General features: G+C 60.3%; 15 protein-coding genes. 7 read left to right on the top strand and 8 right to left on the bottom strand.

All coding sequences use genetic code 11. The features are described 5' to 3' along the window. Window positions 1-66: 66 nt before the first annotated feature. From rho to JUI81_RS09740, 3 genes are all read right to left on the bottom strand, one after another. Entirely contained in the window at window positions 67-1,326 is a 1,260-nt protein-coding gene (rho, locus tag JUI81_RS09730) for a transcription termination factor Rho (protein ID WP_007899384.1), read from the bottom strand. Window positions 1,327-1,573: 247 nt separating this feature from the next. Then, entirely contained in the window at window positions 1,574-1,903 is a 330-nt protein-coding gene (trxA, locus tag JUI81_RS09735) for a thioredoxin TrxA (RefSeq protein WP_003206727.1), read from the bottom strand. A gap of 120 nt (window positions 1,904-2,023) precedes the next feature. After that, window positions 2,024-2,731, bottom strand: a complete 708-nt coding sequence (locus JUI81_RS09740; RefSeq protein WP_018927569.1) for a FadR/GntR family transcriptional regulator — start codon at window positions 2,729-2,731, stop codon at window positions 2,024-2,026. 257 nt (window positions 2,732-2,988) lie between these two features. Here JUI81_RS09740 and JUI81_RS09745 point away from each other — a divergent pair, with 257 nt between their 5' ends. The 5 genes from JUI81_RS09745 (at window position 2,989) to ppx (ending at window position 7,577) form a co-directional block, all read left to right on the top strand. Next, window positions 2,989-3,774 carry a transporter substrate-binding domain-containing protein gene (locus JUI81_RS09745; RefSeq protein WP_018927568.1) on the top strand — a complete coding sequence of 262 codons (786 nt, stop codon included), beginning with the start codon at window positions 2,989-2,991 and terminating at the stop codon, window positions 3,772-3,774. Window positions 3,775-3,796: 22 nt separating this feature from the next. Then, window positions 3,797-4,477 (top strand): amino acid ABC transporter permease, encoded by a 681-nt coding sequence (locus JUI81_RS09750; RefSeq protein WP_019580523.1) that lies wholly within the window; start codon window positions 3,797-3,799, stop codon window positions 4,475-4,477. After that, window positions 4,474-5,124, top strand: a complete 651-nt coding sequence (locus JUI81_RS09755; protein WP_007899375.1) for an amino acid ABC transporter permease — start codon at window positions 4,474-4,476, stop codon at window positions 5,122-5,124. Before JUI81_RS09750 ends, JUI81_RS09755 begins: the two co-directional genes overlap by 4 nt. Continuing rightward, the gene (locus tag JUI81_RS09760) at window positions 5,111-5,848 is read left to right on the top strand and encodes an amino acid ABC transporter ATP-binding protein (protein ID WP_018927566.1); all 738 of its coding nucleotides are present in this window, start codon (window positions 5,111-5,113) and stop codon (window positions 5,846-5,848) included. The genes JUI81_RS09755 and JUI81_RS09760 overlap by 14 nt, the downstream gene beginning before the upstream one ends. Window positions 5,849-6,074: 226 nt before the next feature. Then, the gene (gene ppx, locus JUI81_RS09765) at window positions 6,075-7,577 is read left to right on the top strand and encodes an exopolyphosphatase (protein ID WP_019580522.1); all 1,503 of its coding nucleotides are present in this window, start codon (window positions 6,075-6,077) and stop codon (window positions 7,575-7,577) included. Between the two features lie 178 nt (window positions 7,578-7,755). On the opposite strand, the gene ppk1 is transcribed toward ppx, so the two are convergent. Then, window positions 7,756-9,978 carry a polyphosphate kinase 1 gene (ppk1, locus tag JUI81_RS09770; protein ID WP_018927564.1) on the bottom strand — a complete coding sequence of 741 codons (2,223 nt, stop codon included), beginning with the start codon at window positions 9,976-9,978 and terminating at the stop codon, window positions 7,756-7,758. Window positions 9,979-9,996: 18 nt separating this feature from the next. Next, the gene (gene hemB / locus JUI81_RS09775) at window positions 9,997-11,010 is read right to left on the bottom strand and encodes a porphobilinogen synthase (RefSeq protein WP_019580521.1); all 1,014 of its coding nucleotides are present in this window, start codon (window positions 11,008-11,010) and stop codon (window positions 9,997-9,999) included. A gap of 208 nt (window positions 11,011-11,218) precedes the next feature. On the opposite strand from hemB, the gene JUI81_RS09780 reads away from it, so the two are divergent. Then, window positions 11,219-11,851: a DedA family protein gene (locus JUI81_RS09780; RefSeq protein ID WP_018927562.1), complete on the top strand. Its 633-nt coding sequence runs from the start codon at window positions 11,219-11,221 to the stop codon at window positions 11,849-11,851. On the opposite strand, the gene JUI81_RS09785 is transcribed toward JUI81_RS09780, so the two are convergent. Beyond that, complete coding sequence (locus tag JUI81_RS09785) at window positions 11,832-13,067, bottom strand: sterol desaturase family protein (RefSeq protein ID WP_204124175.1); 1,236 nt, start codon at window positions 13,065-13,067, stop codon at window positions 11,832-11,834. The two genes, JUI81_RS09780 and JUI81_RS09785, sit on opposite strands and share 20 nt — an antisense overlap. Window positions 13,068-13,181: 114 nt before the next feature. Between JUI81_RS09785 and elbB the strand changes: the two genes are divergently transcribed. Further along, entirely contained in the window at window positions 13,182-13,850 is a 669-nt protein-coding gene (gene elbB / locus JUI81_RS09790; protein ID WP_018927560.1) for an isoprenoid biosynthesis glyoxalase ElbB, read from the top strand. A gap of 49 nt (window positions 13,851-13,899) precedes the next feature. Here elbB and JUI81_RS09795 read toward each other — a convergent pair whose 3' ends face one another. Both JUI81_RS09795 and JUI81_RS09800 read right to left on the bottom strand, forming a co-directional pair. Continuing rightward, entirely contained in the window at window positions 13,900-14,355 is a 456-nt protein-coding gene (locus JUI81_RS09795; protein ID WP_019580518.1) for a YaiI/YqxD family protein, read from the bottom strand. 132 nt (window positions 14,356-14,487) lie between these two features. Next, entirely contained in the window at window positions 14,488-16,386 is a 1,899-nt protein-coding gene (locus JUI81_RS09800; RefSeq protein WP_204124176.1) for an FTR1 family protein, read from the bottom strand. Between the last annotated feature and the right edge of the window lie 224 nt (window positions 16,387-16,610).

A 16,610-nucleotide genomic window follows, 5' to 3' on the forward strand; every position in this document is an offset into this window, starting at 1 on the left:
AACTGCCGTTGATCAAAAATCAGATAGCAAAAAGCCGGGTTTCCCCGGCTTTTTGGCCTGTTCGACTTACTTGCGTTTCATCGACAGGAAGAACTCGTCGTTGGTCTTGGTCTGTTTCAGCTTGTCGACCAGGAACTCGATGGCAGAGACTTCATCCATCGGGTGCAGCAGTTTGCGCAGGATCCACATACGCTGCAGTTCGTCGTCGGCTGTCAGCAACTCTTCGCGGCGAGTACCGGAACGGTTGATGTTGATGGCCGGGAACACACGTTTTTCGGCGATCTTGCGATCCAGAGGCAGTTCCATGTTGCCGGTGCCTTTGAATTCTTCGTAGATCACTTCATCCATCTTCGAACCGGTTTCAACCAGCGCGGTAGCGATGATGGTCAGCGAGCCGCCTTCTTCGATGTTCCGTGCAGCACCGAAGAAACGTTTCGGTTTCTCCAGGGCGTGGGCATCGACACCACCGGTCAGCACCTTGCCGGAGCTCGGGATCACGGTGTTGTAGGCACGCGCCAGACGGGTGATGGAGTCGAGCAGAATCACCACGTCCTTCTTGTGCTCGACCAGGCGCTTGGCCTTCTCGATCACCATTTCGGCAACCTGCACGTGGCGGGTTGGCGGCTCGTCGAACGTCGAGGCAACCACTTCGCCGCGCACGGTGCGCTGCATTTCGGTCACTTCTTCCGGACGCTCGTCGATCAACAGCACGATCAGATGAACTTCAGGATTGTTACGCGCGATGTTTGCCGCGATGTTCTGCAGCATGATCGTTTTACCGGCTTTCGGCGGAGCAACGATCAGGCCGCGCTGGCCTTTGCCGATCGGGGCGCACAGGTCGATGACACGACCGGTCAAGTCTTCGGTGGAACCGTTACCGGCTTCCATCTTCATGCGCACAGTCGGGAACAGCGGGGTCAGGTTCTCGAAGAGAATCTTGTTTTTCGCGTTCTCGGGACGATCGTAGTTGATCGTGTCGACCTTGAGCAGCGCGAAATACCGCTCGCCTTCCTTCGGAGGACGGATCTTGCCAACGATGGTGTCACCGGTGCGCAAGTTGAAGCGACGGATCTGGCTCGGCGAGACGTAGATATCGTCCGGGCCGGCGAGATAGGAAGCGTCAGCGGAGCGCAGGAAGCCGAAGCCGTCCTGGAGAATCTCCAGCACGCCATCACCGGAGATTTCCTCGCCGCTTTTAGCGTGCTTTTTGAGCAGGGAGAAAATCACGTCCTGCTTGCGCGAACGGGCCATATTTTCTATGCCCATCTGTTCGGCCAATTCGAGCAGTTCGGTAATCGGCTTTTGCTTGAGTTCAGTCAGATTCATATAGGAATGACGTAATCATTTATGGAGGGGGGAAATTAAGCTTTTGGCTTAATGAGGCCGCGCCGCAGAGAAGGCGACAGGATCGCGTACTTATTCGAAAAGGAGTGCGTCGGCGACGGCTAGCAGGGGGCAGTGGAGAAACCAGTGCGGGGCCGAATGTACCACCTGAGTTTCGGAGCGTCTAGCCCTCAATAACGAAAAGGCCCCGCATAATGCGGGGCCTTTTCATGACGCTTTATAACAACGCTTAGATGTTGGCGTCGAGGAAAGCGGCCAATTGCGACTTCGACAGCGCGCCGACCTTGGTGGCTTCGACGTTGCCGTTCTTGAACAGCATCAGCGTCGGGATACCACGCACGCCATGCTTGGCCGGGGTTTCCTGGTTCTCGTCGATGTTCAGTTTGGCAACGGTCAGCTTGCCTTTGTAGGTCTCGGCAATTTCGTCCAGGACAGGAGCGATCATTTTGCAAGGGCCGCACCACTCAGCCCAGTAGTCGACCAGTACAGCGCCTTCGGCCTTGAGTACGTCGGCCTCGAAGCTAGCGTCGCTAACGTGTTTGATAAGATCGCTGCTCATGGAAGTCTCCAGGTTGTAAGCAAAAAAACGTGGCCCATCATAGCTGCCCTTCCCCCGTTCAGGAAGCCGCAGATGATTGAGTCTCGCTATGGTGGCCCATGAATTTGGGTATAGCTCAAGTCACGAGGTGGCGGGAGCGACGAAGGCAATCCCGGTGCGCAGGGCGGCGTTGCGCACATGCTCCTGCATGGCCTTCTGTGCGGCACCGGACGATCGGCGCGCCAGTGCACGGAGGATTTTACGGTGTTCCTGCCAGGTTTCCATGGCCCGTTCGGCCCGGATGAACGGTAGCTTCTGGCTCTCCAGAAAGATGTCGGCGCTGGCTGTCAGGATGCTCAGCATCGCCTGATTACCGCTGGCCAGGAGGATGCGCCGGTGAAACTCGAAGTCCAGTCGCGCCGCCGCATCGAAGTTGGCGGCACGCAGTTCGTTGCGCATGGCGGCGACGTTGTCTTCCAGGGCATCAAGATCCTCGGTGCTCAGGGTCACGGCCGCCAAACCCGAGGCAAAACCCTCCAGCGCATAGCGCAACTGGAAGATGTCCAGCGGCGATGCCTGGGCCGCGAATGGCCAGCCCGGCACCGCCTCGCCCCGGGGCAGATCGACCGGTGACTGCACGAACACGCCCTTGCCCGGCTGGATGCTGATCACGCCCAGCGCACTCAGGGACGACAACGCCTCGCGCAACGACGCCCGGCTGACCCCCAATTGCACCGCCAGGTCCCGTTGCGAGGGCAAGGCATCACCCGGCCCGAAACCTTGCTCGGTGATCAGTTTGCGGATGGCTTGCAGCGCCACTTCAGGTACTGCGCGGGAGATCGAGTTCATGGTTTCTTCAGACGAACCAGGCCAATGAGCGGCTAGTTGTAAAGCTATTCGCGACGTCCGGCAAGTCGTGCCCCATGGGGGTTCGGGAGTTTTCACGGGTGCGCCATCAAGGTGCGAAATGCCACCCAACTGTTCAGACCAGTAAGACCGAGCAACACCAGCAAAACCGTGGCCTGCAACCCCTGAAACCGAATCTTGGCATGGCCCGTGCTCTGTCGATCCGCAGAAATCACTTCCCGCCGATCCGGAGATTTGCCATGACCCAGCGTTACAGCGCCCTCCTCGCCGCCCTGTTTGCCAGCCTGATGCTGAGCCAGGCACCCGCCCACGCCGACGGTCTGGAGGATGTGGTCAAACGCGGCACCCTTAAAGTCGCCGTGCCCCAGGACTTCCCGCCGTTCGGTTCGGTCGGCCCGGACATGAAACCGCGCGGCCTCGACATCGATACCGCCAAACTGCTGGCCGACCAACTCAAGGTCAAACTCGAACTGACCCCGGTCAACAGCACCAACCGCATCCCGTTCCTGACCACCGGCAAGGTCGACCTGGTGATATCCAGCCTCGGCAAGAACCCTGAACGTGAGAAAGTCATCGATTTCTCCCGCGCCTACGCGCCGTTCTACCTCGCCGTATTCGGTCCGCCAGACGCCGCCATCAAGGGGCTGGACGATCTCAAGGGCAAAACCATCAGCGTCACCCGTGGCGCCATCGAAGACATCGAGCTGACCAAAGTCGCCCCGGAAGGCGTGACCATCAAACGCTTCGAAGACAACAACTCGACCATCGCCGCCTACCTCGCGGGCCAGGTCGACCTGATCGCCAGCGGCAACGTGGTGATGGTAGCCATCAGCGAGAAAAACCCGAAACGCGTACCGGCCCTGAAAGTGAAGCTCAAGGACTCGCCGGTGTACGTCGGCGTGAACAAGAACGAGCCGGCGTTGCTGGACAAGGTCAATCAGATCCTCACCACCGCCAAGGCTGACGGTGCGCTGGAGAAGAACTCGCAAACCTGGCTGAAAGAACCGCTGCCGGCCGATCTCTGATCGTTCGCGCGGGAGACGACTTATGGCTTATCAGTTCGATTTTTTGCCGGTGGTGGAAAACACCGACCTGCTGCTGCGCGGTGCGTTGTTCACCCTTGAGCTGACGGCCGTTGGCGCGGTGTTCGGGGTCGCTCTGGGCATCATCGGCGCACTGGTGCGGGCGTGGAACATCCGCCCGTTCGCCGGCATTTTCGGGGTCTACGTCGAGTTGATCCGCAACACACCCTTTCTGGTGCAGTTGTTTTTCATCTTCTTCGGTTTGCCGTCGCTGGGCCTGCAGATTTCCGAATGGCAGGCGGCGGTGCTGGCGATGGTGATCAACCTGGGCGCCTATTCGACCGAGATCATCCGCGCCGGCATTCAGGCGATCCCCCGCGGGCAGCTGGAAGCCGCGGCCGCCCTGGCGATGAGCCGCTTCGAAGCCTTCCGCCACGTGGTTCTGCTGCCGGCACTGGGCAAAGTCTGGCCGGCCCTGAGCAGCCAGATCATCATCGTCATGCTGGGCTCGGCGGTCTGTTCGCAGATCGCCACCGAAGAGCTGAGTTTCGCCGCCAACTTCATTCAGTCGCGTAACTTTCGCGCCTTTGAAACCTACGCCCTGACCACGCTGCTCTACCTGTGCATGGCACTGCTGATCCGCCAATTGCTGAACTGGATCGGCCGCCGCTACCTGTCCAAAAGCAGTGCGAGGAGCAGCCAATGAGCGATTTCACCTTCTGGGACATCCTGCGCAACCTGCTCACGGGCCTGCAATGGACGCTGGCATTGTCGCTGGTGGCGTTTATCGGTGGCGGGCTGATCGGTTTGCTGATCATGGTGATGCGGATTTCTAAGAAATCCCTGCCCAGCCACTTCGCCCGCACCTACATCGAATTGTTCCAGGGCACGCCGCTGTTGATGCAGCTGTTTCTGGTGTTCTTCGGTGTGGCCTTGGCCGGTGTGGAAATTTCACCGTGGATGGCGGCGGCGATTGCCTTGACACTGTTCACCAGCGCCTACCTGGCGGAGATCTGGCGCGGTTGCGTCGACTCGATCCCCAATGGCCAGTGGGAAGCCTCATCGAGCCTGGCGCTCAACCCGCTGGAGCAATTGCGTTACGTGATCCTGCCACAAGCGCTGCGCATCGCCGTGGCGCCGACCGTGGGCTTCTCGGTGCAAGTGGTCAAGGGCACCGCCGTCACCTCGATCATCGGCTTCACCGAACTGACCAAGACCGGCGGCATGCTCGCCAACGCGACCTTCGAACCCTTTATGGTCTACGGCCTCGTCGCCCTCGGTTACTTCCTGCTCTGCTACCCCTTGTCCCTCAGTGCGCGCTACCTGGAAAGGAGACTGCATGCCTCTGCTTAGAATTTCCGCCCTGCATAAATATTACGGCGACCACCATGTACTCAAAGGCATCGATCTGAGTATCGAGGAAGGCCAGGTGGTGGCGATCATCGGTCGCAGCGGCTCGGGCAAGTCCACCTTGCTGCGCACCCTCAATGGTCTGGAATCGATCAATGACGGTGTGATCGAAGTCGACGGCGAATACCTCGACGCCGCCCGCGCCGACCTGCGCAGCCTGCGGCAGAAAGTCGGGATGGTGTTCCAGCAGTTCAACCTGTTCCCGCACCTGACCGTCGGCGAAAACGTCATGCTTGCGCCACAAGTGGTGCAGAAAGTGCCGAAAGCCAAAGCCACCGAGCTGGCGCGACAGATGCTGGAACGGGTCGGGCTGGGCGAGAAATTCGACGCCTTCCCGGATCGACTCTCTGGCGGCCAGCAACAGCGGGTGGCGATCGCCCGGGCGCTGGCCATGTCGCCGAAAGTCTTGCTGTGCGACGAAATCACCTCGGCCTTGGACCCGGAACTGGTCAATGAAGTGTTGAGCGTGGTCCGGCAACTGGCCAGGGAGGGTATGACATTGATCATGGTCACCCATGAGATGCGTTTTGCCCGGGAGGTGGGCGACAAATTGGTGTTCATGCACCAAGGCAAGGTGCATGAGGTGGGGGATCCGAAGGTGCTGTTTGCCAACCCGCAGACGGCGGAGCTGGCGAACTTCATTGGGACCGTGGAGGCGGCGGGCTGACACCCCCGTGGCGAGGGGGCTTGCCCCCGTTGGGCTACGAAGTAGCCCCAAAACCATTCACATCAACTCCAAATAGACCGCGCATGCAGGTTTTACGACTGCTGCGCAGCCGAACGGGGGCAAGCCCCCTCGCCACAGGGTTGGATCAAGGCTTTCAACTCTGCGCGTTGGCGCGAGCGTTTGATCGTGGCAGGATATCGAGGTTATCGACCGAGACCCCCTGACCATGCCGCTATCCCAAGTCAAGAATCTGTCCCTGATCGCCGCAATCGACCTGGGCTCCAACAGCTTTCACATGGTCGTGGCCAAGGCCCAGAACGGCGAAATCCGGATTCTCGAGCGTCTCGGGGAGAAGGTTCAGCTGGCCGCCGGCATCGACGAAGAGCGTCAACTCAGCGAAGAATCCATGCAACGCGGGCTCGATTGCCTGAAGCGTTTCGCCCAACTGATCAGCGGTATGCCGCCCGGCACCGTGCGGATCGTCGGCACCAACGCCCTGCGCGAAGCCCGTAACCGCGGTGAATTCATCCATCGGGCCGAAGAAATCCTCGGCCATCCGGTAGAAGTCATCTCCGGCCGTGAAGAAGCGCGCCTGATTTACCTCGGCGTCTCCCACACCCTCGCCGACACCCCGGGCAAACGCCTGGTGGCCGACATCGGCGGCGGCAGTACCGAATTCATCATTGGCCAGCGCTTCGAACCGCTGCTGCGCGAAAGCCTGCAAATGGGTTGCGTCAGCTACACCCAACGCTATTTCAAGGACGGCAAGATCACCCCGGCCCGCTACGCCCAGGCGTACACCGCGGCGCGGCTGGAGATCATGAGCATCGAACACGCCCTGCACCGCCTGACCTGGGATGAAGCCATCGGCTCCTCGGGCACCATTCGCGCCATTGGCCTGGCGCTGAAGGCCGGCGGGCATGGCACTGGCGAGGTGAACGCCGAAGGCTTGGCCTGGCTCAAGCGCAAGCTGATCAAGCTCGGTGATGTCGAGAAAATCGACTTCGAAGGCATCAAGCCCGACCGCCGGGCGATCTTTCCCGCCGGGCTGGCGATTCTCGAAGCGATCTTCGACGCCCTCGAACTGCAACGCATGGACCACTGTGAGGGCGCCCTGCGCGAAGGCGTGCTCTATGACCTGCTGGGCCGTCATCATCACGAAGATGTCCGTGAGCGCACGCTCAGCTCGCTCATGGAGCGTTACCACGTCGATCTGGAGCAAGCCGCGCGGGTCGAACGCAAGGCGCTGCATGCCTTCGATCAAGTGGCCGCAGACTGGGAGCTGGATGATGGCGTCTGGCGCGAACTGCTGAGCTGGGCAGCCAAGGTCCATGAAGTGGGCCTGGACATCGCTCACTATCAGTACCACAAACACGGCGCCTACCTGATCGAGCACTCGGACCTGGCCGGGTTCTCCCGCGAAGACCAACTGATGCTCGCGCTACTGGTGCGTGGCCACCGTCGCAATATTCCCAAGGACAGGTTTGCCGATTTTGGCGACGACGGCATCAAGCTGATTCGCCTGTGCGTGCTGCTGCGCTTTGCGATTCTGTTCCACCACATCCGTGGCACCCAGGAAATGCCACAGGTCGTGCTGCACGCCAACGGCGACAGCCTGGATGTGTTATTCCCGGAACATTGGCTGGATGACAACCAGTTGACCCAGGCCGACTTCGCCCTGGAAGCCGAATGGCTGACCCGCGTCAGCTTCGTGTTGAACGTTCGCTAAAAAACCGAAAATGGTCGCCGAACACGGTCCTGTAGGAGCCGGCTTGCTGGCGAAGGCGTCCTTGAAATGGATGCATGACTTGAAAGCCATTCGCTGGCAAGCCAGCTACAAGGGACGGTGGTGGAAATGAAAATGGCGATCCACATGGATCGCCATTTTTTATCGCCCAAGGTTTGCGTTAACGCACCGCCAGAATCGGGCTGCCCAACCGCTCCAGCAAGGTGGCCTGGGCGCTGCGCGGGTTCTGGTTGCCGGTCGGCGTGTTGCGGACGTAGCGACCGTCCGACTGCAGGCTCCAGCTGTGGGTGTTGTCGGTAAGATAAAGCTCCAGCTCTTTCTTGACCCGCAAAATCAGCTTCTTGCCCTCGACCGGGAAGCAAGTCTCGACGCGCTTGTCGAGGTTGCGCTCCATCCAGTCGGCACTGGACAGGAACATCTGCTCTTCACCGCCATTGAGGAAGTAGAAGACCCGGGTGTGCTCCAGGAAACGACCGATGATCGAACGCACGTGGATGTTGTGCGATACCCCGGCGATGCCCGGTCGCAGGCAGCACATGCCGCGCACCACCAGATCGATGCGTACCCCGGACTGGCTGGCCTTGTATAACGCGCGGATGACCTTTGGATCGGTCAGCGAGTTGAACTTGGCAATGATGTGCGCCGGTTTGCCGTCGAGGGCGAATTGCGTCTCCCGGGCAATCATGTCGAGCATGCCCTTCTTCAACGTGAACGGCGCGTGCAGCAGTTTTTTCATGCGCAGGGTTTTACCCATGCCGATCAACTGGCTGAACAGTTTGCCGACGTCTTCGCACAAGGCATCGTCAGAGGTCAGCAGGCTGTAGTCGGTGTACAGACGGGCATTGGCCGCGTGGTAGTTGCCGGTACCCAAGTGAGCGTAGCGAACAATCTCGCCGGCTTCGCGACGCAGAATCAGCATCATCTTGGCGTGGGTCTTGAAGCCGACCACGCCGTAAATCACCACGGCGCCGGCCGCCTGCAGACGGCTGGCCAGCTGCAGGTTGGATTCTTCATCGAACCGCGCGCGCAATTCGATCACCGCCGTCACTTCCTTGCCGTTACGCGCCGCATCCACCAGCGCATCGACGATCTCCGAGTTGGCGCCGCTGCGATACAACGTCTGGCGAACCGCCAACACGTGTGGATCCTTGGCCGCCTGACGCAGCAAGTCGACCACCGGGGTAAAGGACTCGAACGGGTGCAGCAGCAGGATGTCCTGCTTGCTGATCACGCTGAAAATGTTCTCGCTGTTCTGCAGCAGTTTCGGGATCTGCGGGGTGAACGGCGTGTATTGCAGCTCCGGATGACTGTCCAGGCCGGTGATGCTGAACAGCCGGGTCAGGTTGACCGGACCGTTGACCTGATACAGCTCGGTTTCCTGCAGGTTGAACTGCTTGAGCAGGTAATCGGACAGGTGTTTCGGGCAGGTGTCGGCCACTTCCAGCCGCACCGCATCACCGTAGCGACGGGAGAACAACTCGCCGCGCAGGGCGCGGGCCAGGTCTTCCACGTCTTCGGTATCGACCGCGAGGTCGGCGTTCCGGGTCAGGCGGAACTGGTAGCAGCCCTTGACCTTCATGCCCTGGAACAGGTCATCGGCGTGCGCGTGGATCATCGACGACAGGAATACATAGTTGTCACCCGGGCCGCCGACTTCTTCCGGCACCTTGATGATCCGCGGCAGCAGACGCGGCGCCGGGATGATCGCCAGGCCGGAATCGCGACCGAAGGCGTCGATGCCTTCGAGCTCGACGATGAAGTTCAGGCTCTTGTTCACCAGCAACGGGAACGGGTGCGTCGGGTCGAGACCGATCGGGGTGATGATCGGCGCGATCTCGTCGCGGAAATAACGGCGGACCCAAGTCTTGAGCTTGGTAGTCCAGTAACGACGACGGATGAAGCGGACCTGATGTTTTTCCAGTTCCGGCAACAGAATGTCGTTGAGGATCGCGTATTGGCGGTCGACGTGACCGTGCACCAATTCGCTGATGCGGGCCAGGGCCTGATGCGGCTGCAGGCCATCGGCGCCGGCCTGTTCACGGGCGAAGGTGATCTGCTTCTTCAGGCCGGCCACACGAATCTCGAAGAACTCGTCCAGGTTGCTGGAGAAGATCAGCAGAAACTTCAGCCGCTCCAGCAATGGGTAGGACTCATCCAGCGCCTGTTCCAGCACGCGGATGTTGAACTGCAGTTGCGAGAGCTCGCGATGGATGTACAGGCTGCTGTCATCCAGACCGGGAATGGCAATCGCTGGCGCCGCCACAACGGGCTCGGCCACCACCGCGGGTGGAGCGGGCTCCAGCTCCGGCGGAGTTTCGGCGATTTGCTCCACCACGGGTTGAGCGTCTTTTACGGCAACTTCAGTGAGTCCTTCGGTATTCATCGAATGTTCCTGGGAGGGCTATTTTTGCTCTCGTAACAATTGAGCAGCACGGACGGCAAAGTAAGTCAGGATGCCATCAGCGCCTGCACGTTTAAAAGCGGTCAGGGATTCGAGGATAACCCCTTCGCTCAACCAGCCATTCTGGATCGCCGCCATGTGCATGGCGTATTCGCCGCTGACCTGATACACAAAGGTCGGCACTTTGAACGCTTCCTTGACCCGATAAAGAATATCCAGATACGGCATGCCTGGCTTGACCATGACCATGTCTGCGCCTTCTGACAAGTCAGCCGCCACTTCGTGCAGGGCTTCGTTGCTGTTGGCCGGGTCCATCTGATAGGAGGCCTTGTTGGCCTTGCCCAGGTTCAACGCCGAACCCACCGCATCGCGGAACGGGCCGTAGTAGGCACTGGCGTACTTGGCCGAGTAGGCCATGATCCGCACATTGACGTGCCCGGCCAGCTCCAGCGCTTCGCGGATCGCCTGTATGCGCCCGTCCATCATGTCTGACGGAGCCACCACTTGAGCGCCGGCTTCGGCGTGGGACAAAGCCTGTTTAACCAGTGCGTCGACGGTAATGTCGTTCTGCACGTAGCCTTCTTCGTCGAGGATGCCGTCTTGACCATGAGTGGTGAACGGGTCCAGGGCGACGTCGGTGATCACACCCAGCTCCGGGAACTGCGCACGCAGAGCGCGGGTAGCGCGCTGGGCGATGCCGTTGGGGTTCCAGGCTTCGGCGGCATCCAGTGACTTGAGTTCCGGCGGCGTCACCGGGAACAGTGCCAGCGCAGGAATTCCCAGCTCGACCCATTTGGCAGCCTCTTCCAGCAACAGATCGATGGTCAGGCGTTCGACGCCCGGCATCGACGCCACTGCTTCGCGACGGTTTTCACCGTCCAGCACGAACACCGGCAGGATCAGGTCATCGACGGTCAGTACGTTTTCACGGACCAGACGACGCGAAAAATCATCACGACGGTTGCGACGCAGGCGGGTTGCAGGAAACAAACGGTTGGCGGGGGTAAAGCTCACGGCAGACTCCTGAGCCCGCGCTGGCGGGCGAGCGTGACAGTTATAAGCGGCCATTATGACCAACGTATGACAGTTGTGTGCACCCCTGTGACAGGTAGCCGCATTCCATTGTCCTTGTAGGAAATGTTCACGTCGAGACACATTTGGACACTTTCATGAATGTGCACGAAGGGTTAGGCTGCGCGTTCATTTCGCCAGCACCCAGACAATGCTCCAACAATTCCTACATGACTTCGGCTACTTTGCCCTGTTCCTCGGCACGTTTTTCGAAGGCGAAACCATTCTGGTACTCGCAGGCTTCCTCGCGTTCCGTGGGTACATGGACATCAACCTGGTGGTGGTCGTGGCGTTCTTCGGCAGTTATGCCGGCGATCAGCTGTGGTACTTCCTGGGGCGCAAGCACGGGCGCAAATTACTGGCGCGCAAACCGCGTTGGCAATTGATGGGCGATCGGGCGCTGGAACATATCCGCAAGCACCCGGACATCTGGGTGTTGAGCTTCCGTTTTGTCTATGGCTTGCGCACCGTGATGCCGGTGGCGATCGGTCTGTCGGGCTACCCGCCAGGACGCTATCTGCTGCTCAACGGGATTGGCGCGGCGATCTGGGCCGCCGCACTGGCCGCTGCCGCGTATCACTTCGGCGCGGTGCTCGAAGGCATGCTGGGCAGCGTCAAGAAATACGAGCTGTGGGTGCTGGGCGCCCTGCTGGTTCTGGGCTTTGTGCTGTGGCTGCGGCGGCGTTTCAAGAATGCCCGCCTGGCGAAGAAGATCTATGCCGATGAGCAGGCGCTGAAAGCCGAACAGGCCAAGTCCAGCGAACCTACGACGCCCATCGAGTGACGCGGTTTCTACAGCAGTAGAGACCGATGCCGCTGAGCAGGCTGTAGCTGAGCAGCACCACCCAGCCCAACGCGCTGCCCGGCCATAGCCCGACCATCGGCGCCAGCCACACCAGCGGCAGGTTCGACACCAGCCGCAATAGCTCCAGCTTCAACGCCTGCGGGCGATTCTCCAGGGCTGCGCCCAACACGAACAACCCCAACGCCACGGCGCCCCAACCCAACACCAGGGCTGCGGTCGGCAGGCTCTGCTCCAAATTCATCAAGTAACTGCCCAAGGCGATGTAGGCGCAGAACTGCAGCGCCACATACCACTGCTGACGTCCGTCCAGCGGCACCTCGAATTTGCGGAACTGAGCCAGGTCCGGCTTGTTCATCGGGTATTTGGCCGCCACGTCCGCCGGCCGCCAACCGGTGCGCATGAACCAGATCCGCAGCTTGTCCCACCAGCGCTCGGCGCGCCGGGCGTCATCCCACAACTGCGCGTAAAACTGCACGTTCGCCCACACCGGATTCCAGCTCGCTAGCGGCGTGGTCACGCCGAAGATCACCGGTTCGTTGTCGTCCTCTTCCTGGAACGAGCCGAACAGACGGTCCCAAATAATGAACACCCCGCCGTAGTTGCGATCCATGTAGAGAGCATTCTGTGCATGGTGAGCCCGATGATTGGACGGTGTGACGAAGAACCACTCGAACCAGCCAAGCTTGGGAATATGCCGGGTATGCACCCAGAACTGGTACAGCAGGTTCAACGCCGCAACGCTGACGAACACCAGCAGCGGCACGCCGAGCACGGCCAGGGGCAGGTAGAAAATCCAGCTCAACAGAAACCCGGTGCTGGTCTGGCGCAGGGCCGTGGAGAGGTTGTAGTCCTCGCTCTGGTGATGCACCGAATGCGCGGCCCAGAGGATGTTGCGCTCATGGCCCATCCGGTGCAGCCAGTAGTAGCAGAAGTCGTAGAAGACGAATGCAAACACCCAGACCCAGACACTGTCGGCCGACAGCTCGATCAACGCCAGATGTTCCAGGGCGAAGGCATAAGTGACCAGGCCGACACCTTTGGTCAACAGGCCCGTGGTAGTCGACAATACGCCGGTGCTGAGGCTGTTGATCGCGTCTGCCACGCGGTAATTGCTCACCCCGCGCCAACGGTCGGCCAACAACTCGACCGCAATCAGCACAAAGAAAAACGGCACCGCATACAGAATGAAGTTCATGACGCGACCTGATCGGAATCGTTCAGCAGAGATTAGGTGTAGCCGCGAATTAACCCTATGGCAACGAGTGACAAATTAGTGGACATTTAACGCCATGAATCTGGAGAAAAGCCCATGAGCAAAAAAATTGCAGTGATCCTTTCCGGCTGTGGCGTGTACGACGGCGCCGAGATCCACGAAAGCGTGATCACCCTGCTGCGGCTGGACCAGCGCGGCGCCCAGGTGCAGTGCTTTGCACCCAACATCGCGCAGTTGCATGTGGTCAACCACCTGACTGGCGAAGAAATGCCCGAATCGCGCAACGTGCTGGTGGAATCGGCGCGTATCGCCCGGGGCAACATCAAGGATATCCGTGAAGCGGACGTCGAAGACTTCGATGCGCTGATCGTTCCCGGCGGTTTCGGGGCGGCCAAGAACCTGTCGAACTTTGCCGTCGAAGGCGCCGGCTGCAGCGTTCAACCTGACGTCCTGGCGTTGACCGAAGCGTTCGCCGAGGCTGGCAAACCGGTGGGGCTGATCTGCATCTCGCCGGCCCTGGCGGCAAAAATCTACGGCCCGGGCGTGACCTGCACCATCGGCAACGATGCCGATACCGCCGCCGCGATGAACAAGATGGGCGCCACCCACGCCGAGTGCGCAGTGACCGACATTGTCGAAGACAAGGCGCGCAAGCTGGTGAGCACGCCGGCGTACATGCTCGCGCAATCGATCAGCGAAGCCGCTTCCGGCATCAACAAATTGGTCGACCGCGTACTGGAACTGACCCACGAAAACGACGAGTAACACTCGTGATTGTTCCCACTCCGCGTGGGAACGATCATTACCGTCTTGCTCAAGCTTTACGCGACAACCGGGTCAATATCCGGTCCAGCGCATTGGCGAACGCCTGTTTCTCGCGGTCGCCGAACGGCGCCGGGCCGCCGCTCATCTGCCCCTGCTCGCGCAAGTCGGTGAACAGGTTACGCACCGCGAGTCGATCGCCCATGTTCTGCGCATCGAACTCCTTGCCCCGCGGATCCAGCGCCGCAACGCCGTTTTTCACCAGCCGATCCGCCAGCGGCACATCGCTGCAAATCACCAACTCCCCTGGCACCGCGTGTTCCACCAGGTAATCGTCGGCGGCATCCGGGCCGCTGGGCACCACGATCAGTTTCACCAGCGCAAGGCCCGGCTTGATCTGCGGCTGACCGGCCACCAGTACCACTTCGAACTGGCGCTTGAGGGCGAACTTCACCACCAGATCCTTGGCTGCCCGAGGGCAGGCGTCGGCATCGATCCACACGCGCATTGTTTTTACCTCTTCAAAAAATCTTCGCGGGCAAGCCTCGCTCCTACGGATTTATGTCGTTCGTGGAATATGTGCACGACGCAGACCTGTAGGAGCGAGGCTTGCCCGCGAATATGAGCGCAGCGAATGCTTTTAAGAAGCCGGCAACTGCCGCTTCTCGGCCATCCGGCTGCGACTGTACAGCACGATGATCGCAATGATCGCCACAGCCTGGGCACTCAGCGAATACGCGTCAGCGTGGATCCCCAACCAGTCGAAGTCAAAGAACGGTACCGGCCGCGTGCCGAAAACCCCTGCTTCCTGCAACGCCTTCACGCCATGGCCGGCAAACACCACCGACAACGCGCACAGCAAACCGGCATTGATGCCAAAGAACAGTGCCAGCGGCAGTTTTGCCGAGCCGCGCAGAATCACCCAGGCCAGACCGACCAGCATAACCAGCGCCGTCGCGCCGCCAGCCATTACGGCGTTATGCCCTGCAGGCCCCGCCTGCAACCACAAGGTTTCGTAAAACAGGATCACTTCGAACAGTTCGCGATACACCGAGAAGAACGCCAGGATCGCAAACCCGAAACGCCCACCGCCGCTCACCAGGCTGCTCTTGATGTAATCCTGCCAGGCCGCTGCGTGGCGACGGTCGTGCATCCATACACCGAGCCAGAGCACCATGACACTGGCAAACAGCGCAGTGGCCCCCTCCAGCAGCTCACGCTGGGCCCCGCTGACGTCAATCACATATGCCGCCACCGCCCAGGTCGCCAGCCCGGCCAACAGCGCCAGGCCCCAACCGATGTTGACGCTGCGCACCGCCGATTGCTGCCCGGTATTGCGCAGGAACGCGAGGACCGCCGCGAGCACCAGAATGGCTTCCAGACCTTCGCGCAACAGAATCAACAGACCGGAAATGTAGCTCAGCGACCAACTCAAGCCATCGCTACCGAGCAGGCCAGCGGATTCTTTCAGCTTGGCCTTGGCCACTTCCAGACGTTGCTCGACCTGGGCCACCGGCAAGCCGTCCTGCAACGACTGACGGTAAGCCATCAGGGACTTTTCAGTGTCTTTGCGCACGTTGGCGTCGACGTTGTCCAAGGAGCTTTCGACCAGTTCGAAGCCTTCCAGGTACGCCGCAACCGACAGGTCATAGGCCTGATCGTGCTCGCCGGCGCGATAGGCGGCGATACTCTTGTCCAGCGTGGCCGCCGTGTATTCAAGCAATTGCCCCGGGCCACGCTTGACCTGCGGCGGTTGCGCTCGTTGCGCGCGGAAGGTCGCGGCCGCTTGCGGACCTTCGACGGCCTGCACTTCGGCTGGCGTCTGACGTGCCAGGTCGGCGATGTTGTAGATTTTTTCGGATTTTGCCGCGGCAGCATCAGCGCTCAAGCCGGCGATGTAGGTCGCCAGGTCCCAACGCTGACGATCATCCAGCTGATCGGCGAAGGCCGGCATGTCAGTGCCTTCGACGCCCATGCCCAAAGTGTTGTAAAGCGCGTAGAGGCTCAGACGGTCCAGTCGCGCAGCATCGCGCAGATTGGTCGGCGGTGGCGTCATGCCGACACCTGCCGGGCCGTCACCGGTGCCCGTATCGCCATGGCACACCGAGCATTGCTGGGCATACAGAGGCGCACCGCGGGTCGGGTCCGGGGTAATGACCGGAGCCTGGCTGACTTCATAGGTCACCGCCAGTTTTGCCCCCAGTTGCCGCGCCTGACGGGTGACGTCCGCGCCGTCCTTGCGAGCGGCGATCGCGGTGCGCAGACCGTTGACGCCCTGCTCCAGTTCGGAACGTTCAGGTTTGGCCGGCAAATCGGCGATCAACCCTTGCAGCTCCCCCAGGAATGTCTGTTGTTCGAGATACTCAGCCTCATCAATAACCTTGCCTCCCTCGACCGCCGTCGGGTAATCGGCGGCAATGTAATCGAGCAAATGCAAGGCCTTGGGCGCACCCTCTGCGGTTTCGGCCAGCGCATTGAAGCTGCAGAACGCGATCATCGGCAGCACGAGCCACGCCAGAAAACGAGAGGAGCCAGTCATGAATAAATCTCAAATGGAAATACGAAGTAACACATTGTTCACTTCCAATGAGTTTCGCTCAAGCTTTGTTGTGTTCGGGTTTTGCGGGTAACGAGCTGCAGCACACCATTTCATCGGACCCCAGACTTGAAATGAATGATGGCATCAATCAAAAAAACGCCCTCAAAAAGCCATTACATGGCCACCACCCCTGTTTATAATGCCGCGCCCTCGTTATCGCGATA

The organism is Pseudomonas sp. 008 (genome assembly GCF_016861935.1).
In the GTDB taxonomy this organism is placed as follows: Bacteria; Pseudomonadota; Gammaproteobacteria; order Pseudomonadales; family Pseudomonadaceae; genus Aquipseudomonas.

Excerpts from the sequence above, each read along its gene's own strand:
- rho (WP_007899384.1), bottom strand. The coding sequence starts at position 1,326 with ATGAATCTGACTGAACTCAAGCAAAAGCCGATTACCGAACTGCTCGAA.
- JUI81_RS09780 (WP_018927562.1), top strand. The coding sequence starts at position 11,219 with ATGCTCCAACAATTCCTACATGACTTCGGCTACTTTGCCCTGTTCCTC.
- JUI81_RS09755 (WP_007899375.1), top strand. The coding sequence starts at position 4,474 with ATGAGCGATTTCACCTTCTGGGACATCCTGCGCAACCTGCTCACGGGC.
- JUI81_RS09800 (WP_204124176.1), bottom strand. The coding sequence starts at position 16,386 with ATGACTGGCTCCTCTCGTTTTCTGGCGTGGCTCGTGCTGCCGATGATC.
- ppx (WP_019580522.1), top strand. The coding sequence starts at position 6,075 with ATGCCGCTATCCCAAGTCAAGAATCTGTCCCTGATCGCCGCAATCGAC.
- trxA (WP_003206727.1), bottom strand. The coding sequence starts at position 1,903 with ATGAGCAGCGATCTTATCAAACACGTTAGCGACGCTAGCTTCGAGGCC.
- JUI81_RS09795 (WP_019580518.1), bottom strand. The coding sequence starts at position 14,355 with ATGCGCGTGTGGATCGATGCCGACGCCTGCCCTCGGGCAGCCAAGGAT.
- JUI81_RS09750 (WP_019580523.1), top strand. The coding sequence starts at position 3,797 with ATGGCTTATCAGTTCGATTTTTTGCCGGTGGTGGAAAACACCGACCTG.
- JUI81_RS09760 (WP_018927566.1), top strand. The coding sequence starts at position 5,111 with ATGCCTCTGCTTAGAATTTCCGCCCTGCATAAATATTACGGCGACCAC.
- ppk1 (WP_018927564.1), bottom strand. The coding sequence starts at position 9,978 with ATGAATACCGAAGGACTCACTGAAGTTGCCGTAAAAGACGCTCAACCC.
- JUI81_RS09740 (WP_018927569.1), bottom strand. The coding sequence starts at position 2,731 with ATGAACTCGATCTCCCGCGCAGTACCTGAAGTGGCGCTGCAAGCCATC.
- JUI81_RS09785 (WP_204124175.1), bottom strand. The coding sequence starts at position 13,067 with ATGAACTTCATTCTGTATGCGGTGCCGTTTTTCTTTGTGCTGATTGCG.
- JUI81_RS09745 (WP_018927568.1), top strand. The coding sequence starts at position 2,989 with ATGACCCAGCGTTACAGCGCCCTCCTCGCCGCCCTGTTTGCCAGCCTG.
- elbB (WP_018927560.1), top strand. The coding sequence starts at position 13,182 with ATGAGCAAAAAAATTGCAGTGATCCTTTCCGGCTGTGGCGTGTACGAC.